The 22184-nt window shown below is 35.4% G+C and carries 18 protein-coding genes and 1 pseudogene; 10 read left to right on the top strand and 9 right to left on the bottom strand.

The window, feature by feature from the left end; all coding sequences use genetic code 11:
* Window positions 1-30: 30 nt before the first annotated feature.
* A complete protein-coding gene (locus LPC09_RS21215; RefSeq protein ID WP_098797939.1) occupies window positions 31-429 on the top strand; it encodes a GNAT family N-acetyltransferase in 399 nt (132 codons plus the stop codon).
* 179 nt (window positions 430-608) lie between these two features.
* Here the strand turns inward: LPC09_RS21215 and LPC09_RS21210 are convergent, their stop codons facing one another.
* The gene (locus tag LPC09_RS21210; protein ID WP_231307882.1) at window positions 609-1748 is read right to left on the bottom strand and encodes an IS110 family RNA-guided transposase; all 1140 of its coding nucleotides are present in this window, start codon (window positions 1746-1748) and stop codon (window positions 609-611) included.
* Window positions 1749-2195: 447 nt separating this feature from the next.
* Between LPC09_RS21210 and LPC09_RS21205 the strand changes: the two genes are divergently transcribed.
* A complete protein-coding gene (locus LPC09_RS21205) occupies window positions 2196-5225 on the top strand; it encodes an efflux RND transporter permease subunit (protein WP_098797940.1) in 3030 nt (1009 codons plus the stop codon).
* Window positions 5226-5305: 80 nt separating this feature from the next.
* Here LPC09_RS21205 and LPC09_RS21200 read toward each other — a convergent pair whose 3' ends face one another.
* Window positions 5306-6367, bottom strand: a complete 1062-nt coding sequence (locus LPC09_RS21200; RefSeq protein ID WP_098797941.1) for a sugar ABC transporter substrate-binding protein — start codon at window positions 6365-6367, stop codon at window positions 5306-5308.
* 27 nt (window positions 6368-6394) lie between these two features.
* A complete protein-coding gene (locus tag LPC09_RS21195) occupies window positions 6395-8104 on the bottom strand; it encodes a methyl-accepting chemotaxis protein (protein ID WP_098797942.1) in 1710 nt (569 codons plus the stop codon).
* Window positions 8105-8390: 286 nt separating this feature from the next.
* Here LPC09_RS21195 and LPC09_RS21190 point away from each other — a divergent pair, with 286 nt between their 5' ends.
* Window positions 8391-10442 carry a methyl-accepting chemotaxis protein gene (locus tag LPC09_RS21190; protein ID WP_231308216.1) on the top strand — a complete coding sequence of 684 codons (2052 nt, stop codon included), beginning with the start codon at window positions 8391-8393 and terminating at the stop codon, window positions 10440-10442.
* A gap of 70 nt (window positions 10443-10512) precedes the next feature.
* Window positions 10513-10590, top strand: a pseudogene (locus tag LPC09_RS21185) (YjcZ family sporulation protein); the annotation flags it as partial.
* Window positions 10591-10728: 138 nt separating this feature from the next.
* Here the strand turns inward: LPC09_RS21185 and LPC09_RS21180 are convergent.
* Complete coding sequence (locus LPC09_RS21180; RefSeq protein WP_231308215.1) at window positions 10729-12636, bottom strand: LysM peptidoglycan-binding domain-containing protein; 1908 nt, start codon at window positions 12634-12636, stop codon at window positions 10729-10731.
* Window positions 12637-12785: 149 nt separating this feature from the next.
* On the opposite strand from LPC09_RS21180, the gene LPC09_RS21175 reads away from it, so the two are divergent.
* The 3 genes from LPC09_RS21175 to copZ all read left to right on the top strand — a co-directional run bounded on the left by LPC09_RS21175 (window position 12786) and on the right by copZ (window position 13749).
* Complete coding sequence (locus LPC09_RS21175; RefSeq protein ID WP_121663370.1) at window positions 12786-13076, top strand: DUF3817 domain-containing protein; 291 nt, start codon at window positions 12786-12788, stop codon at window positions 13074-13076.
* 126 nt (window positions 13077-13202) lie between these two features.
* Window positions 13203-13529 carry a metal-sensitive transcriptional regulator gene (locus LPC09_RS21170; protein WP_121663369.1) on the top strand — a complete coding sequence of 109 codons (327 nt, stop codon included), beginning with the start codon at window positions 13203-13205 and terminating at the stop codon, window positions 13527-13529.
* Window positions 13530-13542: 13 nt separating this feature from the next.
* Entirely contained in the window at window positions 13543-13749 is a 207-nt protein-coding gene (copZ, locus tag LPC09_RS21165; protein ID WP_212137589.1) for a copper chaperone CopZ, read from the top strand.
* Between the two features lie 44 nt (window positions 13750-13793).
* Here the strand turns inward: copZ and LPC09_RS21160 are convergent, their stop codons facing one another.
* The 5 genes from LPC09_RS21160 to LPC09_RS21140 all read right to left on the bottom strand — a co-directional run bounded on the left by LPC09_RS21160 (window position 13794) and on the right by LPC09_RS21140 (window position 18573).
* A complete protein-coding gene (locus LPC09_RS21160; protein ID WP_231308214.1) occupies window positions 13794-14453 on the bottom strand; it encodes a PspA/IM30 family protein in 660 nt (219 codons plus the stop codon).
* The gene (locus LPC09_RS21155; protein WP_212137593.1) at window positions 14453-14941 is read right to left on the bottom strand and encodes a hypothetical protein; all 489 of its coding nucleotides are present in this window, start codon (window positions 14939-14941) and stop codon (window positions 14453-14455) included. The genes LPC09_RS21160 and LPC09_RS21155 overlap by 1 nt, the downstream gene beginning before the upstream one ends.
* A 204-nt stretch (window positions 14942-15145) precedes the next feature.
* Complete coding sequence (locus tag LPC09_RS21150; RefSeq protein ID WP_231308213.1) at window positions 15146-16498, bottom strand: sensor histidine kinase; 1353 nt, start codon at window positions 16496-16498, stop codon at window positions 15146-15148.
* 16 nt (window positions 16499-16514) lie between these two features.
* Window positions 16515-17189 carry a response regulator transcription factor gene (locus LPC09_RS21145; RefSeq protein WP_231308212.1) on the bottom strand — a complete coding sequence of 225 codons (675 nt, stop codon included), beginning with the start codon at window positions 17187-17189 and terminating at the stop codon, window positions 16515-16517.
* A gap of 91 nt (window positions 17190-17280) precedes the next feature.
* Entirely contained in the window at window positions 17281-18573 is a 1293-nt protein-coding gene (locus LPC09_RS21140) for an MFS transporter (RefSeq protein ID WP_212137597.1), read from the bottom strand.
* Between the two features lie 153 nt (window positions 18574-18726).
* On the opposite strand from LPC09_RS21140, the gene LPC09_RS21135 reads away from it, so the two are divergent.
* The 3 genes from LPC09_RS21135 (at window position 18727) to LPC09_RS21125 (ending at window position 22058) form a co-directional block, all read left to right on the top strand.
* Window positions 18727-19509 carry a GNAT family N-acetyltransferase gene (locus LPC09_RS21135; RefSeq protein WP_231308211.1) on the top strand — a complete coding sequence of 261 codons (783 nt, stop codon included), beginning with the start codon at window positions 18727-18729 and terminating at the stop codon, window positions 19507-19509.
* 353 nt (window positions 19510-19862) lie between these two features.
* Window positions 19863-20129, top strand: coding sequence for a hypothetical protein (locus LPC09_RS21130; protein ID WP_231308210.1), 267 nt, complete (start codon window positions 19863-19865; stop codon window positions 20127-20129).
* A 33-nt stretch (window positions 20130-20162) separates the two neighbouring features.
* Complete coding sequence (locus tag LPC09_RS21125) at window positions 20163-22058, top strand: endonuclease MutS2 (RefSeq protein WP_231308209.1); 1896 nt, start codon at window positions 20163-20165, stop codon at window positions 22056-22058.
* The last annotated feature ends 126 nt before the right edge of the window (window positions 22059-22184 follow it).

The following is a 22184-nucleotide window of genomic DNA, read 5'->3' as shown; positions in this document are numbered from 1 at the left end:
ACTTAGAAAAAACACAAAGGGGAAACGTAGATGAATTATACATACAAAGTCCACGATAACATTGATGTAACTGAGCTTTCACAAGTTTTTAAAGCTTCCGGAATACGAAGACCTGTTGATGATTTAGACCGACTACAAAAAATGATCGAAATGGCAGATATTGTCATAACAGCACGAGCAGACAATAAAGTTATTGGCGTGGCGAGAGCGATTACAGATTTTAGTTATTGCTGTTATCTATCAGATCTAGCAGTCGATAAGAATCATCAAAAAGCTGGAATAGGTAAGAACCTTATACAACTATTACAAGACGAAATAGGAGAAGAGGTGTCACTTTTATTGCTTTCTGCTCCTGAAGCAATGGAATATTATCCAAAAATCGGATTTACATCAATAAATAATGGGTTTAGTATCCCAAGAAAAAAATAATATATGAAATACGTTGAAAAAGGCAGACAATAGTCTGTCTTTTTTCTGTGAAAATAAATTACTTGTTTAAACTTGATCAACTTTGATTAAGCTATAGATAATTAAATTTGGCAATAGGAAAGCAGAGCTACCGTACCTTACGGTTTCTCGTTTAACTTTTCTATTTTTTGTCTATAATGCTAATTTGAAGTTAACTCCTGGTAGGGTTCTTTGTTCTGAAGCATATGATAGACAATCGTAAGCATTCGATGCCCTATGGCAACGAGTGCTTTTTTCTTTCCTCTTCTCGCAGCCAACGACCAATATTTGATTCCCAACCTTTTATTACGACTCCTTGAAACAGCCCATGCAGCTTCGCACAATGCAGATTTAATATGTGGATTTCCTCTAACCGTTCTTGTACTTTTTCTTTTTCCTGCACTTTCATGATTTCCAGGTGACAACCCTGCCCATGAAGCGAGATGTTTAGAAGTTGGAAACTGTCCCATATCTACTCCAATTTCTGCAATGATGACTGCTGCTGTATCTTTTTTAATACCCGGCATTGTGATTAGAAGTTGAACCTCTTCCTGATAATCTAGTAAAATTTCATCGATCCTTTTCTCAATATCGGATATTAACGTTTCTAGATAGGTAATATGCATCCAGGATTGTTTAATTAGAAAAAGTTGATGGTCATTTAATGTACCGAATAATGAATCAGTAATCAATTGTTTTTTATGAGCCATTCTTCCATGTATCTTTTTTTCAACTTCTTCCTGATCAATAAAACCTTCAAATATTAGTTGTTCTAAGAGTTTCCTTCCTGAAACACCAAATACATCTGAAATAACTGTACTTAATTTAATGTTTGAAGTCTCTAACACTTTTTGAATTCGGTTCTTCTCAGATGTCATGTGCCCAATCCATTTCTTTCTAAGCCGTGTCAAATCTCGTAGATTTCGAAAGTCTTCTGGAGGGACAAAGCTTTTTTCAATTAGTCCATGTCTTAATAATTTGGCTATCCATTCTGCGTCCGAAACATCTGTCTTCCGACCTGGAACGTTTTTAATTCTTTGTGCATTAGCCAAAGTAATGTCAAAAAAATCTTCTAAGATGTTGTAAACTGGTTTCCAATAAACTCCCGTACTTTCCATTGCAATATGAGTAACTTCTTTTTCTTCTAACCATTTAAGAAGACGAAATAAATCCTTGGTTAAAGTTGGGAAAGTTTCAATCACTTTTTCCATATCAGTTTCTGAATCACCTAGTAATACACAAGCAACAATGGTTTCTGAGTGAACATCCAAACCGGCACAACATTTGTGTAAAGTCTCCACTTTATTCACCTTCGATAAGATTATTCCACAAACAGTGGAATGAATTTGAAATTAGACATTTTTCTGTTCGTAGTCATCTCTTAGAAAGAGAGCTAACAATAGGTTGTACACCAAATTCATTCCAACAGTTTTATTTACAGGGTAAAACCACCAATAAAAGACACGTTATATACTCACTGTTTGTGGTATCTACATTATGGGAGAGGGGAACCATTTTCATTCCTAGGTTGAGAGCGAAAGATCATAATTGTTTTATTTTTAATTTCATAATACGTCTCAAGCCGTAGATGATTTTACACCTCAGGTCATTTAACGCTTCCACTTTTTGTTATTAAAATAATGACTGTAGTAACTAACTTGATATGACAAATTTTACCTATGATTAGGAAGGAGTTAAGAGATTCACCCGTACTTAGCCAAAAAAACAAGAAAAAGGAGTTTTATATTATGTCTTGGTTTACAAAATGGTCATTTAAAAACAAAGCAGCTGTTTTCTTAATGTCTACATTGATTTTAGTGATGGGAGTTTTAAGTTATTTTCGATTACCAATGGAGTTTTTACCTTCAGCAGATCAGCCGTTCATCTCAGTAGTAACGATGGGGAACGGGGTGGATGCAAAAACGATGGAAGATCAAGTTACTACCCCGATAGAAAATGCGATGGACGGAGTGAATGGTAAAAGAAATGTTTTTTCAACTACTGGTGATGGCTATTCGTCCGTGGATATTCATCTAGAATCTAAAATTGACAAGAAGGAAGCCAAACGTGAAATCGAGGAAGCATTGGCGAATGTTCAATTACCTCAGAACGTCATGAAACCCAATATTGTCCAGCTTAATACATCAATGATTCCAGTATCATACATTGCTCTAACATTTGACAAAGGAATCAATCCAGAAACCATTCAATATGCACAAGATGAAATAGTTCCTTATTTTAAAAACATTGATGGTGTAGCAGATATTCAAACAAACGGTATTATCCCTTCTTTTGTATCCGTTGAATTAGATGAGAAAAAGATGGCAGAAAAGCAGGTATCTATTGAGAGTATTATGACGCTGCTTCAGGGACAGAATGTTTCAGCGTCCATAGCTGAGAATACAGTTGATGGAAAAGCATCAAATATTAAAGTGATTGGTGACGTTAATACAATTGAAAAACTAGAAAATACAGAGGTTATCCCAGGCGCTGCTTTAAAAGATATAGCAGAAATTAAAATAGAAAAACAAGATAATAATCTTACAAAAGTAAATGGTTCTGATGCTTTAACCTTTGTTATTACAAAAGACAGTCAATCGAATGCTGTAACAATCAGTAAAGAGGCTGAGAAAGTATCAGAAGAAATTAACGAGAAATACAATCAGTTAGAAACAACCGTGGTTTTAGCATCAGCAGATATGGTTGAATCATCTGTTCACAGTATGATTAAAGAAGTTTTATTAGGTGCACTTTTTGCTACTATTGTTATTATGATCTTTTTACGTAACTTACGCTCAACATTAATTACAATCGTATCGATTCCATTGTCATTAGGTTTTACACTGTTTCTACTAGCACAATCAGGTGTAACATTAAATATTTTAACACTTGGTGGAGTAGCTGTTGCGGTAGGCCGTTTAGTAGATGATAGTATTGTTGTTATAGAAAACATCTTTAGAAGAGCTCAAACTGAGAAGTTTTCAGTCAAGATGGTCATAGATGCAACGAAAGAAGTAGGATCTGCAATCACTTCATCGACGTTAACAACAGTTGCTGTCTTTTTACCGATGGGATTAATAGGAGGCAGCTTACAAGATTTCCTATTACCATTCGCCTTAACAATCACTTATTCATTACTAGCATCCCTAATCGTTGCTTTAACTATTGTTCCGGTTATGAGTGCAGGATTATTAAAAAATGCAAAAATGATAGAGCACAAACCTTCTGTAAAGTTTACTAGATTTTTAACTTGGTCACTGAATCATAAATGGGTTGTTCTTTTAACATCATTTATTTTATTCGCAGGGTCAATTGGGGGATATATGTTACTTCCTAAAGGCTCTGTAGATAAAACAAAAGCAGATTATGTTTATGTTTCGTTAAAATATCCTAATGAAACACCAATAGAAAAAGTAAAAGAAGAGTCATCAAAGCTTGAAGAATTTGTGATGGAACAAGATGAGCTTGAAAATGTTTATTTGCAACTTGGCAACTCTGCAGATTCTGCAAAATATGGTGAGGTAGGAGATCCCACTCAAACTCAGATTATGGCAATTCTTAAAGAAGATGCAGATATGCAGGCATTCATAGACAAGGTGAACACACAGAAAGAAGAATATAAAGATGCTACATTAGAAGTAACTGAAGCATCTATGATGAGTGGCGGTTCTACATCAATTACCGTAGATGTAATTGGTGAGGATGTTAAGGAATTAACAGATCTTTCAGAAACAATCACAGCAGAAATTAACGGTATTGACGGAGTTGAAAAGGTTTCATCAAACCAAGAAGAAACAAAAACAGTTTATTCCTTTGTTGTTAATCCTAGCTTAGCTAAGGCCGATCAAATCGCACAACAAGCATCTGTTATGCTCAATCAAACACCGCTTGGCACAATTGAAGTAAATGATCAACAAACAATGGTCATGCTTGAGCCTGTTTACACACCTGACACGGAAAAAGACTTATCTGAAGTTCCGATTATGACAGCAAACGGAATGACAACTATTTCGAAGGTTGCCCAGCTTCAACAAACTGAAGAGCCTACTAGCACATTCCATAAAGATGGTGAGCAATATGTGAGGGTAACAGCTAATGTAAATCCTGAAAAACTTTCAGAAATTTCTACTGAAGTAAATAGTAAGATTTTTGGAGATAAAGAAACAGAAGGAATAGACATTCCAGATGATATTGACGTGTTTGTTGGCGGGGCTAGTGCAGACCAAGCAAGTGACTTTAATGACTTATTTATGACAATGCTCGCTTCCATTGGAATTGTGTTCTTAATCATGGTGATTACGTTTAAAACAATCCGTGCACCGATTGCTATTCTGTTCTCACTTCCACTAGCTGCAATTGGTGCAATTCTAGGAATTATGATTAGTGGTATTTCCGTTGATGTAACAGCATTACTTGGGGCACTTATGTTAATCGGAATTGTTGTAACAAATGCGATCGTCCTACTTGATCGAGTGAAGCAAAATGAGAAAACGATGATTATTCGTGATGCAGTAGTTGAAGCTGCAACCATTCGTATGAGACCAATCATTATGACAGCAGTAGCTACTATTTCAGCTATGCTACCACTACTATTTAAAGAAGCAGAGTCAGGAAACTTAGTTTCTGCAAGTCTTGCCATTGTAGTAATTGGGGGACTAAGTGTAGCTACACTCTTAACTCTTGTAGTGATTCCAGTTGTTTATGAGCTTCTTTATTTTAGAAAATCAAAAAAGCAAAGAAATCAAGTTAAGAAGCAAGAAGATACAATTGCAGTTTAATAAAAATTAGAAAAAACGCTGGTAGCTTTGTATTTCAAGTCACCAGCGTTTTTCTGTTTATAAATAGTTACTAATCAACTTTACTTTCCATAAATATCTTCTTTAGCTAAGTAGCCATCCTTCACAACAGTTGAATCAATTGTCTCCTTCGTTACGGCAGTAGGCTCTAATAAAATCGTAGGAACTTCTATTTTATTATTATTAATGGTAGTATCCGTTTTTGGATTTTCTCCTTTAGCAACCTTAAACGCCATTTCCGCTGCCTGGGTCGCAATCACATTAATCGGTTTGTAAACAGTCATCGTTTGAGTGCCTTCAACAATACGTTTAATACCGTTTAATTCAGCATCCTGTCCTGAAACGGGGATTTTGCCTGCTAGCCCGACAGCTTCTAGTGCTGAAATAACTCCACCTGCAGTTCCATCATTTGCAGCAACCACTGCATTTACTTGATTACTTGATTTATTTAATGCTTCTTTCATATTTTGTTCAGCAACTTTCGGATCCCATCCATCTGTATACTGATCTGCTATTAAGGTAATGTCACCCTTATCAATTAATGGCTGTAGAACTGACATAGCGCCTTTTCTAAACAAAATAGCATTATTATCTGTTTCTGCACCACCAATATACGCAAACTTCCCTTTTGAGGTGTTCTTTACAATTTCGGTTGCTTGTAAAACACCTACTTTTTCATTATCAAAGGAAATATAGTAATCTAGGTTACTCTTAGTAATAAGTCGATCATAGGAAATGACTTTTATATTATTTTCATGAGCAAGTTCCACAATCTTTGCCGCTTCTTCTGCATTATGTGGGACAACAACTAGAACATCAACGCCTTCTTCAATTAACAATTGAGCTTGTTTTAGTTGAACAGCATCATGACCATTGGCTGCAAGAGTTTTTACTTGTCCACCTAATGACTTAATATGTTCCTCGAATAATTGCTTATCTTTGTACCATCTTTCTTCTTCAAGAGTATCTAATAAAAATCCAACGTAAGGGACATTGTCATTTGTAATAAGTTTACCTGCTGTTTTTGTTGATGTTGCTTTTTCTGTTGACGAGCAGGCTGTAGTTATGAGTACAACAAAACAAAGGAGTAGACTTAAGCTTGTTTTTTTGTAGTATCTAAGCACCTTGTGACCTCCATCTTTTAGTTTGACTTAAACCTTAAATTTACCAATCATCTCATTCATTCGAATAACCATTTTTGATAGCGTGCTTGCACTTGTTGAAATAGTATCAATTGATTGCGTTTGTTCGAAGATAGCAGCAGAGATTTCCTCTGACCCTGCAGCTGATTCTTCAGATATGGCTGCAATTTGTTCAACGGATTGATTGATTTCTTGACTTGTTTGTTCAAAATAATGAAAAGCTGATGAGATATTTTTTACACGATTTGTCATATCGTAAACTTTTTCCTTAATATCTGAGAAGTACTTACCTGTTACTTCAATTTGTTCCGTTCCTTCATTTACCTTTTGAAACCCACTATTTAGTTCATTTGATATTGATGTTGTCTCTTCTTTAATACTAGTAACAATAGAAGTAATGTTTTCAATTGAAGCTGTTACTTCGTTTGCTAGTTTCTTAACTTCTGAGGCTACAACAGCGAAGCCTTTCCCGCTTTCTCCAGCTCTTGCTGCTTCAATTGAGGCATTAAGTGCGAGAAGATTTGTTTGCTCTGCAATTGATTTAATGACTGTAACAAGCTCTGTGATTGATTCCGTTTTTAATTCAAGATTTTTCACTTTCTCAACTGATCGTTCAACGATCATATGAATAAGCTTCATTTGCTCTAAAGAACTCTTCATCTGCTGATCACCGTTAACGGATACTGTTAACATGTCATCGGAAAACTGCACCAATTTGCTTCCGTCCTGATTCATTTCAATTAAACGATTACTGAATTCCTTAATATGCTCAGAGATATCTGATACTTCGTTTGCTTGGTTGTTAACACCTGAGGCTAATTCATCAATTGTATTTGCCACCTGTGTGCTGCCTTGTTTTAGTTCTGAGGCAGATTCAGCAAACGCGGAACTTTGATGATCAACATCTGAAGCGATATGAGAAACTTCTAAGATCATTTCTCTTAAACGACTACCCATGTGATTAATTGCTTGAGACAGCTTTCCAATTTCATCATTTCCATCATTCGTTAGAGGTTCAAACGTTAGGTTACCACCGGCAATTTCTTCACTTGTTAAAACCAATTGATTTAAATGTGATGAAATTTTTCTGCTAATGAAAATGAGTAAGATAGTTGAAACGATAATCGCTACGGCGACTGAGATCATTAATAATTTGATCGTAGTAGATATGGCATTTTGTGATTCTGTTAAAGAAGCTTTGTTAGATTCTGTTGCGATTGTTTTTAACTGTTCGCTTAATTCACTAGTTTCATTTTTTAATGAGCTAGCATCTCCTTGTAGCTTGTTAAATTCTTCTGAATTAATTTGTTGGACATTCGGTACAATCGTACTAAAGAAATATTCATCTAATTTATGGTTGTTTTCGATGATTTTATTAAAAATGTCAATTTGTTCTTTGTTTGTTAATTGAGCTTTTAACTTTTTAGCAATGTCTACAAATGTTCGGCTGTCTTCTAAATAATTCATTAGTCTTTCTTCATCAGCAAGAAGTAGATACTCTGGAATTTGACTGTACTTTTCATGATAAAGAGAAGCCAAGTCTGAACTATATAAAGCTATTTCATTTTTTGCTAATGAATGGTCAATTGTTTGACTTGTTTTATTAAGCAATCCGTACGTAATAAAAATTGAAACTAGAAAGGTAACGATGACAACTAAAAATATGTAAAAGTACTTGCCTCCAATCTTGGTGTTTTTCCATCTAAGATGATTGAACAAAGAAATCCCCCCAAAAAATGTTTTATATTAGATTTTATCGACAGTATTCTACAATTGTTTATAGGAATAGAGTACTACAGACAGTTATGCGTAAGTTTAAGTGTAACCATGATAATTCTCCTAGAAAAGAGAGAAAATATTAAAATATTATGAAAAATTTGGTCGAAATATAGTATAATTGAAAGCGAATACATAATTGTTAGAAAAAGATTAGGAATTTTGTCTTTGTAATAAATTTTGCATGTCTTTTCCTAACAATTTAAATTTAAGAAGGGGGGAGAAAGAGATGATGGAACGAATAAAGAGTAGAATAAAGCGGACGTCATCAAGAGAAGAAGCTTCCAAGAAAAAGAGAAAGAGTGTAATAAAAACGCCTCATTTTTTGAATGGGATGACACTTAAATCAAGAATTATCATGTTTTTGCTTTTATTTACGATTATTCCTAGTTTGATCATTGGAAACGTTGTTTACTTTGTATCGAAGAATACAATTGAAGATAAAGTTTCTACTATGAATGAAGATATTAGTGTACAGGTAACAAAAAATGTGAATAACTCATTAAAAGAGATTGAAAATTTAACGTTAGTGCCTTTTTCAAATTTAGAGCTAATGGAAAAATTTGAATCAGTAGAAGGATTAACAGATTATGAGAAGTTCCTTTTGCATAAAGATGCGGTAGTCTTTTTTCTAAGCATTACTTCAACTAATAACAATGCAAAAGCCATGTTTTTTATTAATGAGGAAAAAACGATCTTTGGAGACGAGGGTCATGCAAAAGATACTAATATTGAAAGTATAAATTCTACTCTTTCGGAAGAAGTTCAAAATCTATCAAGAGGTGTACTTTGGAAGTCAGGTATAGATGGTAATTACGAAAACGTATATTTATTTCGTAAGTATAACCGCACGGGAACTCTAATCCTTGTTGCTAATGGAACACTTTTTGAAAAGGTGTTTGAAAGTGACCTTGATGTCTCTTCGAGAGAAATAACGATCTTCAACGAAGATGGTATGGTGATTTCAAGTAATAAAGAAGAATTAATCGGAACAAAATTTGAAGATCATAAAAATGCACAAGACAATTTAATTTCTATTAAAGAAACCGAAAATGGCTGGAATGTAGCAGTATCCACTTCTAAATCTTATTTAATGAAAGAAATTCAAAACGTACTTTATTTGGTATATATCATTATTTTTGCGTTTGTCTTATTATCTGTTTTTGTTAGTATCTTTTTAGCTAGAAGCATGATTAAACCAATTAATCGAATCGTCGAGATTATGAAGGAAGCTGAAAAGGGAGACCTTACCCATCGTGCGGATTATTTATATAAAAACGAAGTAGGTCAGCTTGGAACGAGCTTTAACAATATGATTGATAATATAACAATCATGATAGAAGAAAATAAAAAGGTTTCTGCTTATGCTGTTAACCGTTCGAATGATCTAAAACGTATCGCTTCAGAATCTGCATCCGCCTCAGAACAAATTGCAACAGCAATTGATGAGGTGGCTAGAGGAGCGGTTAGTCAGGTTGATTATTCAGAGAAAACAAATCGTGAAATGAAGGAGCTATCAAGTGAAATCAACGAGGTAGCAGGAAATATGGTTAAAGTTTCATCGATTACTGAAACAACGAAAAAGTTAAGTAGTCAGTCAATCGAAACGATAAAAGAATTAACAAAGAAAAGTGAAGAAATGGGCACAAATATTGGCCAGGTTGACACAACGATGGACAAATTAAATATAGAAATAGCCCAGATTAAGGACATTGTCGAAATGATTAAGAGCGTAAGTGAAGAAACCAATCTACTCTCACTAAACGCAAGTATTGAGGCTGCAAGAGCAGGAGCAGCAGGTAGAGGCTTTGCAGTAGTAGCTGAGGAAATCCGTAAGCTTGCTGATCAAACGAAAAGCTCTTCTTTACGAATTGAAACTGTTATTACTAGTATTTTAAGTCAAACGAAACAATCAGTTGAGCTTGTCAAAACGACGATTGCACTATTTAAGGAGCAATCGACTTCCATCCATGATACTCAACAAGCATTTGAAAATATTTTATCTGGTACCGACTCAATCATAAATGAAATTGATTATATTGAAGAGTCAATCAGCAAAATTAATAGTAATAAAGAAAAAGTTGAAAAGGCAATCAGTGAAATGGTCGGAGTAGCTGAAGAATCTTCTGCCACAACGGAGGAAGTAACGGCTACGACGGAAGAACAAGCAGCTGCAGCTGAGGAATTGGGCGATCTTGCCTCATCTTTATCCAAAACAATTCACGAGCTTGAGAACACGATTCATAAGTTTAAAGTTAAAGAAGCAAAAGAAGACTACTAGTCAAATGCCTAGATCACTTTTAGACGTTTTACATATTGTATTAAGGTAAATCATCTGGAGGTGAACTAGAATGAGTGGTACAGTAGGATATGGCGGCGGCTTTGCTTTACTAGTCGTTTTATTTATTCTTTTAATTATTGTTGGAGCTGGTGGCTTCACTGGTGGATACGGTGCAGGTTATGGTGCGGGTTATCCAGGTTATGGATATGGCTGGTACTAATTAATGGAAAGGGGCTATTAGGCCCCTTTTTTCTATACTTTGAGATCAACGGTATATTAGTTATCTTTATTCTACACCGGCAGTTATACGGATCTTTTCTTGGTGGTAAGGATCAATCTTACCATCTTTATGTCTTGTGGAGTCTTTAAAATGAATATCAAAATGCCCATTAATGCCATTATTTCGTACGTAGTCTACATCATGGGGATAAAAGCTCATACTTGCAGCAATTTTACGGCCGTCAACTTCAACGATTACAGCACGTGTGGACCAGCTAAAGCCTCCCCATATACTTTTGGCTATATTTGTATCAGTTGTTGTTAGTGTTTCACTGTCAGCATGATTGGCTCCAACTGTACGCTTTACTTTAAAAGATTTGCCTGTCTGAAAATCAATGACTGTTGCAACCTTGCCAATAGGAAAAACATATTGTGCCTCTGTCCACCACGTTAAATATTCTCCATGTCGTTCACTAACTGTTTTTTGCACTGCAATTTGATGTACAGGAATTTTTAGCTTTTGCCCGATTGATAATTTACTTGATGTTGTTAGATTATTTGCTCTTAAAAGTTCTGCTTGAGGTATGCCATATTTTACACTAAGGTTCCAAATATTATCACCTGACTGAACAGTATGTGTACGATAAGTAATGGAGCTTTCGGGTGTTGCAGAAGCGGTCCCGTTCGTGCTGTTAATGGTAAGAACTTGTCCAACAGCAAGGTTTGTACTATTTAAATGATTTATTCTAATCATTTCTTCTGTTGTCGTACCATGCTCTTTAGCAATTTCAGAAAGAGTGTCACCACTTTTAACTACATAGTTAATCGTTGTTGGCTGCTTTTTTAATTGTAGAGTTTGCCCTAAGTAAATCGTATCAGATGTTAGGTTGTTTATTTCTTTTATAAAGGACACTGATAGCCCAAATGCTTTTGCGATACCGGAAAGAGTATCACCAGCCACAACCTTATAGGTACCAGAGGCTGTTTCATTTTCTACAGTTGACTTAGCTTCACTTGATTTAGCTTCACTTGATGACGGAATGAGTAGCAATTGACCAAGATAAATGATATCTGTTGTTAAAGAATTTTGTTTTTTTATAGCCTCCACATTAGTATTAAATTTTTTTGCAATAACAGATAAACTATCACCACTCACCACAGTATATTTTGTTATTTCTTGTGATGGTTGGGTTGTTACTGGTGGGAGTTCAGTTGCTTTTCCTGGTACATTTAATGTTTGTCCCACTCTAATGATGTCAGTTGTCAAAGAATTAGCTTCTTTTATAGATAAGACAGTTGTTTGAAACCTTTTAGCAATTACTGACAAAGAATCACCTGACTGAACAATGTAGGTGCTTGTTTCTGACTTATTGGTTGTAGACGATGGCAAAGTTGATACTGTATCGGATACAGGAACATATAAAGATTGTCCAAGGTAGATCACGTCTGATGTTAGGCTGTTGAGTTGTTTAATTCGATCAATTGTTGTTCCAAATTGCTTTGCCAGTCCCGAAAGTGAATCACCTGATTTTACATCATATTTAAGTAGCGGAATTTTTAATACTTGTCCAACTTTGATGGTATCAGTTGTTAATTGATTAAATGATTTTATTTCATTTGTTGTTAAATGGTACTTTTTTGCTATAAGACTTAATGAGTCACCACTTTTAACGGAATACGTTAGAGTATTTAGCAAAGTATGATCTTGAGTTGCAGCTTTAACAGTTGTTTTAGATTGTGTTAAAGATGTAAAAGAGAACATCCCTATAAGTATTCCACCTGCAACGATTTTGATGGCATTAATCTTTAAATTAGGAAACCGTTGCTTTGCATACTCACTGATTTCATCTTGATGTGTTGCTGTACCTGATGTTCCTAACTCATTTGCAAACTCAGTATCAAAATCTGAAACATAAAGAGTGAGGATAACACCTTCACTTTGTTTCTCAATACCATATTTATGTAAAAAGTTCATAGAAACACACCTCCCTTTATAGTATGGAAAAGGAAAAATTCCTTTATCCATAGAACAAGCAATGTTATGAAATTGTCAAACTTAATAGCCCTTATTTTTCCTAAGGACATGTATAATGGAACTATGTTGTAGAAAATGGAGTTGAGAGAATGTTTCATACCTCTTTAGGGTTACTACGTTTAACAGCAATTTTGGAAGGGATTTCATATTTGGTTCTTTTACTCATCGCTATGCCTTTAAAATATTTCTTAGACTTCCCATTTGCAGTTACGTTAGTAGGCGCAGTCCATGGATTTCTATTTATTGCTTACCTGCTTATGGTGGCAATTGTGAAGTTTAGAAAAGGGTGGTCCATCCTATGGGCATTGTGGGCTGTGTTGCTTGCCTTTATCCCATTCGGAACGTTTTATTTAGATAAGCAGCTACAAACAAAAAAATAGTACATAAGATAAGGCGGGCACAAATGGTGTCGGCCTTTTAATATAGACTTTTGCTAAGGGATTAACTAAATGATTTGTATAGTCCCTGGGGGTATAATAGAATAAGATACATAAGGAGGAGATTGGATGAGCTCAGAGAATGATTTTCAGGATTCGTGTCATCTTAATGAACAAAGGAACAGTCATCACTCAGAGAAAGTAAAGAAAAATTTAGTTACTCGTTTGAACCGTATTGAAGGACAAATTAGAGGCATCAAGGCACTAATTGAAAAAGATACTTATTGCGATGATGTGATTACTCAGATTTCTGCAACCCAATCGGCATTAAATAGTGTTGGGAGATTGCTATTAGAAGGTCACTTACGTACATGTGTTGTTGAAAAAATTCAAAATGGTGACGAGGAAATTATTGATGAGTTGTTAGTCACAGTTGGAAGGTTAATGAAAAAATAAGGAGTGTTTCAAGATGGAAACTGTCACAATTAAAGTAGAGGGAATGTCATGTCAACATTGTGTTAATAGCATAGAAGGCAGCGTAGGTAAATTAGAAGGGGTATCTACTGTAAAGGTGGACTTGGATAGAGGTACAGTAAATATTGATTTTGATCCGGAAAAAGTAACGAAAGATAAGATGAAGGATGCTATTGAAGATCAGGGGTATGATGTACTGTAATTGTAAAAAGTAAAGGGGCCTGTCGATAGCGGCCCCTGTAACTTTTACTCACTTTTTTTGTTCAGTGCTTCTTTGGCTTTAAGAAATTCTTCTTCAACTTCAATAGAACTGCTTTTTTCATATAGGGCGGTCTTTTCTGATAAGTAATCATGTGTTGCTGCTACAGCTTCTAGGTGTAAGACCTTGTCTTCCATTCTAGCAAATTCGTTCGCAATATTTTTAGACTGAAAAGAATAGGCTTTACTATTAATTGTATTTGTTGTACTAGCAACATTTGCCCTAGAGATTAATAAGGACTGGCGATTTTTTAGATCTGCATAAGTTTCTTTTAAAGTAATGACTTGAGCTTTTATTTGGTTTGTTTGATTTTGAATGAACAAAAATTGATCTTCTAAAAGGGCTAGCTGCTTTTCTGAATCTAGACGATCTTGAATCGCTAGTTTAGCCATGTTGTCATTGTTTTTTTCTAGAGCTAATTGCTCTTGTCTTTTACGGTCACAAATTGTCTGTTTCACTTGTTTAATTTGAGCCTCAAGCTTCTGCTCTAAGTAAAGTTGATTCGCTAATGCAGCCTGTGCTTTCTCCAGCTCAACTTCAAGGTCTCTACTATATTGCTTGACCATTTTAATAGGATCCTCCCGCTTGTCCAACACATCATTCATATCTGCTAAAGCAATCGTTTTTACTCGTTTAAAAATACCCATTATTTGTTTTCCTCCTTTTTAGTCGAGCGTTCCCATTCATCAAGAATGTTATTTGTTGAGGGGTAAGTTGAGTACGTAAAAATAGTCCGCTCATACTTGTAATCTGCAGTTGATTTCTTATTTTTTGTAGTGAAATAAACGGCAATGAATAAAATTGGAACTGCTAAAAGCAATGGTAGGATTGAAAACAATCCAATCGTTAGCAAAAGAATTCCAACCCACCTCTTGACGGTTCTACCATCTGCTTTTTTCCAAATCCACCAACCAATCATCATTAATCCTATGTGAAAAAGGAAGGGCAAGAAATTCAGGTTATTTAGGTAACCGTAAAACCAAAAAGTATGAGATCCACCACCACGTCCATATCCCATATGTGGTTGTATATAATGTAAGGTATGAAAGAAATGACCAATTACATTCAATACAATCGTGACAGAAACGAGAGCTAGAATACTTAATCCTATCCAAAATAAAGGACTCTTTTTCATATCCATTCACCTCCTTTTGATGTGTCATGCCTTGCTATGAATATTAATTTAATAGAGTTTGGTGAAAAGACGGTGAAAAATAGAGCCGAGAGGAATTTTTTTTATGCAAATCGAATCGTGGATAAACCATCAAGACTACAATGCAGGGTAAGTGGGGGGGATTTTAGTCAAATAAATAAAAAGCAGCTAGCAGGAGTTTCCACCCTACATGCTGCTTTTTAAAGGTAATTTCACGATAAACGTGCTTCCATCATTCAATTTACTTATAACAGAAATCTTTCCATTATGTAGATCAACAATCCATTTCGCAATGGATAAGCCTAGTCCATGACCTCCATGCTGTCTTGTTCTTGCTTTATCAACTCGATAAAAGCGTTCAAAGATATGTGGGAGTTCTTTTTCATCCATACCAATCCCATCATCTGAAACAGAAATGACGGCAGAATCCTTTTCAGAGGAAATCGATAACTGAACCCTGCCATTTTGCTGTGAATATTTTATAGCATTATCAAGAAGTATGTAGAATAACTGAGTTATTCGTTCTTTATTACCGAAAATTGTAAGAGAGGACACCCCTTCAAATTCAAGCTGTATATTTTTCTCAAGAGCATGAGGCTCAAAAGCTTGCACAGTTCGGTCCGCAACAGGCTGTATATCAAAAACCTCAAATGAAATCGCGTGTGGATCATCTGTATCAGAGCGCGCTAACAGAAGGAGATCGCCAACCAAGCCTGTCATTCGTTTTACCTCATCCTTTAGATTGCCGATCATCCTTGAGGACATATTGTTTCTCTGATCATCCTCCATTTCAAGGATGTCAAGAGAAGACATCATGACACTTAACGGAGTTCGGAGCTCGTGTGATGCATCTGCGACAAATTCCTGCTGCCTTCTAAATGCTGTGCTGATCGGCACCATTGCTCGTCTTGACATAACTCGGCTAAAGTAAAAAGCAATACCAGAAAAAATAAGTGCAGTGATTCCCAAGATAATAATTAAACCCCTTAATAGATCTGATAAATCCGTAATATTTTGACCGATATAAAGATATCCAACTAGCTGATTACGATCGTAAATTGGCATAGCAATCATCATGACTTTCAGATTTTGCTCCTTAGGAGTATAAGCTGAAAATTCCTCTTTATCTCGACCTCTACTTTCTCTGATAAATTTCTCATCAATGTTCACGGCCTCTGTCTTGATTTGCTCATCATTAGGATGCCAATCATTTATTAAAGGAAGAAATTTACCTTTAAGTAAAGAGAGCTGCTCATTTTGCAAAATTAATTCTCCTCGATTATTTACAACATAAAAGAAGAGTTGATTACTGTTTACTGACATAAACTGTGATTCATCTATACGAGTATTAGGACCATTGTTAAATGAAAGAAGCTGTTCAATGATGTCCTCCTCTTGAAGAGCCATTTCCCTTAATTCATTTTTCTCAGCTGTTGTTGACCATACATACACAATAGCATATAAAATGGTAATAAACAGTAGTAAGAACAGAAGGATAAGTAAGCTGTATTTTACCGTTAAGCTTTGTTGTGTTTTCATAAATAGATCTCTTTTATTACGTTTCAAGCTTATAGCCAACTCCTCTTATGCTCTGCAACCAATCGCCTTTTCCAAATGAAGACAGTTTTTTACGAAGCAGCTTTACTGTTGCATCTATCGTTTTATAGGAAACATCTGTTTCGGTTCCCCAGATTCGATCATAAATAATGTCTCGTGTAAGAACTTGTCCTTTATTTTGCACTAATAAATCCAGTAGCTGATACTCACGAGGTGTTAATTGAACAATCTGTTGATCAACTTGAAGTGTTTGACTTGTGCGATTAAGAATAAGTTCATCCAGTTTAAGAACTTCTTCACGTATTGGAGAAAAATTGCGGCGACCTAATGCTCTTATTCTCGCTAATAATTCCTCAATTTCGAAAGGTTTAACAAGATAATCATCTGCACCTGCATCAAGTCCCATCACCCTGTCCTGAATCGCATCTTTTGCTGTTAACATTAAAATGGCCCCACCATAACCTTCAACACGTAATTTTTTGCAAACCTCAATTCCGTCTCCTCTAGGCATCATCCAATCTAAGATAATGACATCATAGTGTGAAGCTATTGCATAGTCATAAGCATCTTCACCATTCTCCACCCAATCAACTTGATATTTCCCCTTTTTTTCTAACATATATGTAGTAAGCTCACCAAGCTTTACATCATCTTCGGCTAATAATAAATTCACTTATGAAACTCCTCTCGAGAAAGCATTTTAACGTATTTTAGCATGATAAGGTGAAAAATAAGTGAAAACCCCCCGTAAAAGGAGGGATGTTTTAGTTCGTGAGTTGCTTCTTTACAGGTTGCTTAGCAGATAAAGAGGCAATTACTGCGACAATAGGTAATATCAAAGTAAATAGCAAGATTTCCTCATAACCTTTGAAAAAATCAAAGGCTACACCAAAAGGGAGGGGACCAAAAGCTGAGCCAATGACCATTACAGTCATGGCAAGACCTTTAATACTTCCAATATGTGTCCGACCATAATAGGATGGCCATACAACAGCAAGTGTAATTCGTTCAAGTCCACCGGTAATTCCCCAGATTACTCCGAAAATGATAGCCATTAAAAAGCTATCAGTAAACAGAAGAAGGATAATCATAATCACTTCACCAATAAAAACAGCTGCTAACAAAATATTAACCTTTACTCGTTCTAGAAGAAAGCCGGATATAAAGGAAATAGGAAAGCCGATAATGGCCATTAAGCTTAAAATCATTGCCGCTGTTGTTGGTTTTATTCCACCCTCCCCAAGAATTGAAACAAGATGAAACGTTAACCCGGTATTCACTAAAGCGGGAATGGCCACACAAAAAAGCAGGAGCCAAAAGGAGAGTGTTTTCCTTGCCTCTTGCAGTGTCCAATTTTCTTCGAGCTCAGGTTGATTCTCACCAGATGAACGTTGATTTTGGTTTATAACACTAGTATGGTCGGGTAACATCCCGATGTCCTCCGGTTTATTGCGAATAAAGAAAAAGGCAAGCGGTATAAAGAAGATTACTAGTAAAGTCCCCCAAACAAGCCATGTTGTATTCCAATCATAGTGTTTAATTAGCCAAGCATTAAGAATCGGAAAGGAGGCAGAGCTGATAAAACCGCCGATTGCCATGAAGCTAAAGGCACGTCCCCGATATTTGATAAACCATTGTGCGACTAATGTGTTGGGTAGCAAGGTCATGGACCCTTGACCAAATAAACGGATAAGAAAAAATCCAACAAAAAGCATAAACATATTAGTAACATTTGCGTTCCAAAAACATGCGATAGCTAACATAATCGAAATAATAACCACCATTTTTCGCTGACCATATTTATCGATTAAACGACCAATAAGAAATAGTAAAAGTCCTGCAAGTAAAGTGGCGGCCGAATAAATAGAAGAGACTGTCGAACGACTCCAATCAAAGTCCTTTATGTATTCATCAATGAAAAGAGATATGGAATAAGTTTGGCCAGGTCCTGAGAAAAAAACGCTGACCGCAGCAATGGCGACAATCACCCATCCATAAAAGAAACGCGTTTTAATCGGTGCTTTCTCAGATTGAGAAACTTGTTGTAAAAAAGACATGAAGATTCCTCCTTTGATAACGCTTTAAATTATACCAGCTTTAATATGGAGTTATGAGTGATGTGATACAAAAAATCAGTAGAATGTTTCTATTAAAAGCTATATGATGAGGATAGCGACACCTTAATTTAAATGGAACGTGGGGAATATATTATGATCGAAACATATATTCATCAACTGGATATAGCTTATCTATCATCTTTTTCAACGAAGCTTGAGAAGAGCTGGGGCTATCTTTTTTATAATGAAAATCAACCAACCTATTATGATGCGAATCATGCAAATCTTTCATCATATGAAGGTAATACAGAAGAGATCATAAATGAAGTCATTGATTTTTATCAAAGCAAGAACATTATTCCAAGATTTTATTTAACAAATTATGAAAAGCAGAAAGCATTTTTAACTGTATTAAAAGATAAGGGTTTTAGATTTGAGGAATTTGAGAGTCCTGTTCAATTATGGAAGAGAAATGTTGAGATTGCTGTTGATCCAAAAGTGACGATTGAAAAAATAACAACGAAAAATATGCAAGCTGCTATTGAGATCGAGTGCCAAATCCAAGAGTTAGGTGGCAGTATTCGAGAAAATGCCTTTAAAGAGGAATTTGCACAAAAGTGCTATACACATTATCTATTAAAATATGATGGAGTTCCTTGTTCAACAGCTTGTGTATTTTTTCATGAACAAAATGCAAGGTTAGAGAGTGTGGCTACATTGAAAGAATATCGTGGAAAAGGTTTAATAGGGCAACTTATCCATTACATTCAGGAAGAAGTAAAAAAGAAAAATGTTGAACGTTTTTGGGTTTTCCCAATAAACGAACAAGTAGAGAAAGTTTATCAAAAATCAGGTTTTGAGACAATCATGAATATAAAAGCTGGTCACGCCTTCCTAGGTGGAAAAAGCGTGGAGGAAATTCGAAAAGGGCTTTAATTAAATAACCTTATATTGACAATTCACTTTAGATTCTGATATTTTATAAGTAATTATATTTTAGGAGATGTGTTTTGTGAGGGTTTCTGTTCTTAACTAATCGAAGTAAATACTTCATCTACATGTAAAAGCTTTTAAAAACTTTTCAAATTGAAAGGTTTATTAAAGTGTACCCATGTAGACAGTTAAGAACAAAAACGGTTATGTACACAATTTACGATCTCTTAGCATAGTGCTCGTGGATAAATCCGTGCTTGTTTAAGTACGGATTTTTATGTTTACAAAAAAACAAATGGCATTAAGTCATTTGTTCTTAAGTGTAGACTCCTAGGCACATGCAGAGGTTTTAAGAGGTGATGAACAACCATTGTTCATCACCTCTTTTTATTTTGGCTGTTTTTAGCAAAGATGTTGTTTTAGTAACTATTTTTAAAATGAGAGTGGAATGGAGCGGAAGACACTTGACTCCTGTGGGAGGTAGAGGAAAGGCCGAGACCCCGCAGGCAAAGCCGAGGAGGCTTGGCTTCCTCCCCGCGGAAAGCAAGTGTCTGGAGCAAAATGGAACGACCAAGTTCTCACTTTTAATAACATTAAAAGCCCAAAAACAGCTTTTACTTTAAATCAAAATAAGAAATATTCGGAGGTTCAAACCATTGAACAACAAAACAATTGAAGTTTTAGAATTTAACAAAGTCTTAGACCTACTCAGTAAATTTGCTATGAGTGAAAAAGCCAAGCAAAGAGCTAGAGAACTAACACCAATCACAGATGAAGGGAAAATAAAAAGATGGTTAAATGAAACAACAGAAGCTTGCACTATTATTGAAAAATCATCGAGTATCCCTGTGCATTCCCTCCACGGTGTTGAACAAATCATTACACTAGTTGATAAAGGATATATGCCAACTCCAGAGCAATTTGAATTTTTAGGAGCTTTTTTAGACAGTGTGAAGAAAATCAAAAGGTTTATGATAAAGCAGGAATACCATGCACCCACAATAAGTTCATATGCCTATTCTTTGTATGAACTGTCTGATTTGGCTGATGAAATTTCACGTTGTATAAGAAACAATCAAGTAGATGACTATGCTAGCCGTTCATTAGCAAAGATCAGAGGCAAGATCATCACAATTGAAGAAAAGATTAAATCAAAACTAACGCAAGTCATGAAATCTTTTTCAACTTATCTTCAGGAACAAGTTGTTAGCGTAAGGAATGGACGGTATGTTGTCCCAGTGAAAAATGAATACAAGCGGAAGTTTTCAGGTGCAATAGTCGATCAATCATCAAGTGGGCAAACCGTTTTTATGGAGCCGCATGATTTAAATAAACTTCAAGATGAGCTTAGCTATTTAAAAGTTGAAGAAGAGGTGGAGATTCAAAAGATTTTGGGTCACTTAACAGATCTTACTGCCTCATACAAACAAGAACTTCAAATTAATATAGAAGGAATGGTATCTTACGACTTTATTTTTGCTAAAGCAAAGTTAAGTCAATCGATGAAAGGAAGTGAAGTCCAAATAAAGCAGTATGAGGGCTTCGAAATTATCAATGCCAGACATCCTTTATTAGGATTGAATGCTGTTCCTTTAACTTTGTCATTAGGCCAAGAATATATGGCACTTGTTATCACAGGTCCTAACACAGGAGGTAAAACAGTCACAATAAAAACGGTTGGCTTGTTATCAATGATGGTTCAATCAGGTCTTCATGTACCAGCTGACTCTTTTAGTACTTTTAGCATTGTTAAAAACATTTTTGTTGATATTGGTGATCACCAAAGCATCGAGCATTCATTAAGCACGTTTTCATCACATATTCGAAATGTGATTGATATTTTGAGACAATCACGTGAAGATACTCTTGTTATTTTAGATGAGATTGGCTCAGGTACAGATCCACGTGAAGGAATGGGATTAGCCATTTCTATACTAGAAGAAATCTATAACTCAGGTGCTATGCTAATTGCTACAACCCATTATAGTGAAATAAAAGATTATGCCGAAAAAGCAGAAGGCTTTCAAAATGGATCAATGGATTTTGATATTCATACTCTTCAGCCTCTTTATAAACTGATTGTAGGTAAAGGAGGGGATAGTCAGGCATTCTCAATTGCGCAGAAGCTTGGTATGCCCACCAATATTATTAACCGAGCAAAAGAGATTTCCAACTCCCGTTTAACAGAGAAAGTAACGATTGTTCCAAAAACAAAGAATAGGAAAAAATCTGAACGTAAAATAGACAAAGTAAGAAGTGAAAAGCATACAGGGAAGTATCAAATAGGGGATGCAGTTTGGATTCCTCACCTTCAAACAAAGGGAATTGTTGAAATGACAGCCAATGCTATTGGAGAAATGAAGCTAATTGTAAAGGGAGAAAAAATGACGCTTAATCACAAGCGAGTTCAGCCTTTTATCCAAGCGGAGGAACTGTATCCAGATGAATATGACATGGACCAGGTTTTTGATGCAAAAGATGTAAGAAAGAAGAAAAAGTTATTGAATCGTAAGTATGTCGAAGGGTTAACAATCGATCTTGAGCAGGAATAGAATCAAAAGTTTAAAAAGGTGCAACCTCACTAAAGCAGGAGGCTGCACCTTTTTAAATAAGATTGTGAAAAACTTCACAAAAAAGTATTGTATTTTTGAAATAAGTAAAATATAATAAAGACATCA

It is taken from the genome of Metabacillus sp. B2-18 (assembly GCF_021117275.1).
Classification (GTDB): Bacteria; Bacillota; Bacilli; order Bacillales; family Bacillaceae; genus Metabacillus.
Note: the sequence above shows the minus strand (reverse complement) of the source record. Positions and strands in the feature narration are given on the sequence as shown.

Excerpts from the sequence above, each read along its gene's own strand:
- LPC09_RS21190 (WP_231308216.1), top strand. The coding sequence starts at position 8,391 with ATGATGGAACGAATAAAGAGTAGAATAAAGCGGACGTCATCAAGAGAA.
- LPC09_RS21205 (WP_098797940.1), top strand. The coding sequence starts at position 2,196 with ATGTCTTGGTTTACAAAATGGTCATTTAAAAACAAAGCAGCTGTTTTC.
- LPC09_RS21135 (WP_231308211.1), top strand. The coding sequence starts at position 18,727 with ATGATCGAAACATATATTCATCAACTGGATATAGCTTATCTATCATCT.
- LPC09_RS21170 (WP_121663369.1), top strand. The coding sequence starts at position 13,203 with ATGAGCTCAGAGAATGATTTTCAGGATTCGTGTCATCTTAATGAACAA.
- LPC09_RS21160 (WP_231308214.1), bottom strand. The coding sequence starts at position 14,453 with ATGGGTATTTTTAAACGAGTAAAAACGATTGCTTTAGCAGATATGAAT.
- LPC09_RS21155 (WP_212137593.1), bottom strand. The coding sequence starts at position 14,941 with ATGAAAAAGAGTCCTTTATTTTGGATAGGATTAAGTATTCTAGCTCTC.
- LPC09_RS21140 (WP_212137597.1), bottom strand. The coding sequence starts at position 18,573 with ATGTCTTTTTTACAACAAGTTTCTCAATCTGAGAAAGCACCGATTAAA.
- LPC09_RS21175 (WP_121663370.1), top strand. The coding sequence starts at position 12,786 with ATGTTTCATACCTCTTTAGGGTTACTACGTTTAACAGCAATTTTGGAA.
- copZ (WP_212137589.1), top strand. The coding sequence starts at position 13,543 with ATGGAAACTGTCACAATTAAAGTAGAGGGAATGTCATGTCAACATTGT.
- LPC09_RS21150 (WP_231308213.1), bottom strand. The coding sequence starts at position 16,498 with ATGAAAACACAACAAAGCTTAACGGTAAAATACAGCTTACTTATCCTT.
- LPC09_RS21215 (WP_098797939.1), top strand. The coding sequence starts at position 31 with ATGAATTATACATACAAAGTCCACGATAACATTGATGTAACTGAGCTT.
- LPC09_RS21180 (WP_231308215.1), bottom strand. The coding sequence starts at position 12,636 with ATGAACTTTTTACATAAATATGGTATTGAGAAACAAAGTGAAGGTGTT.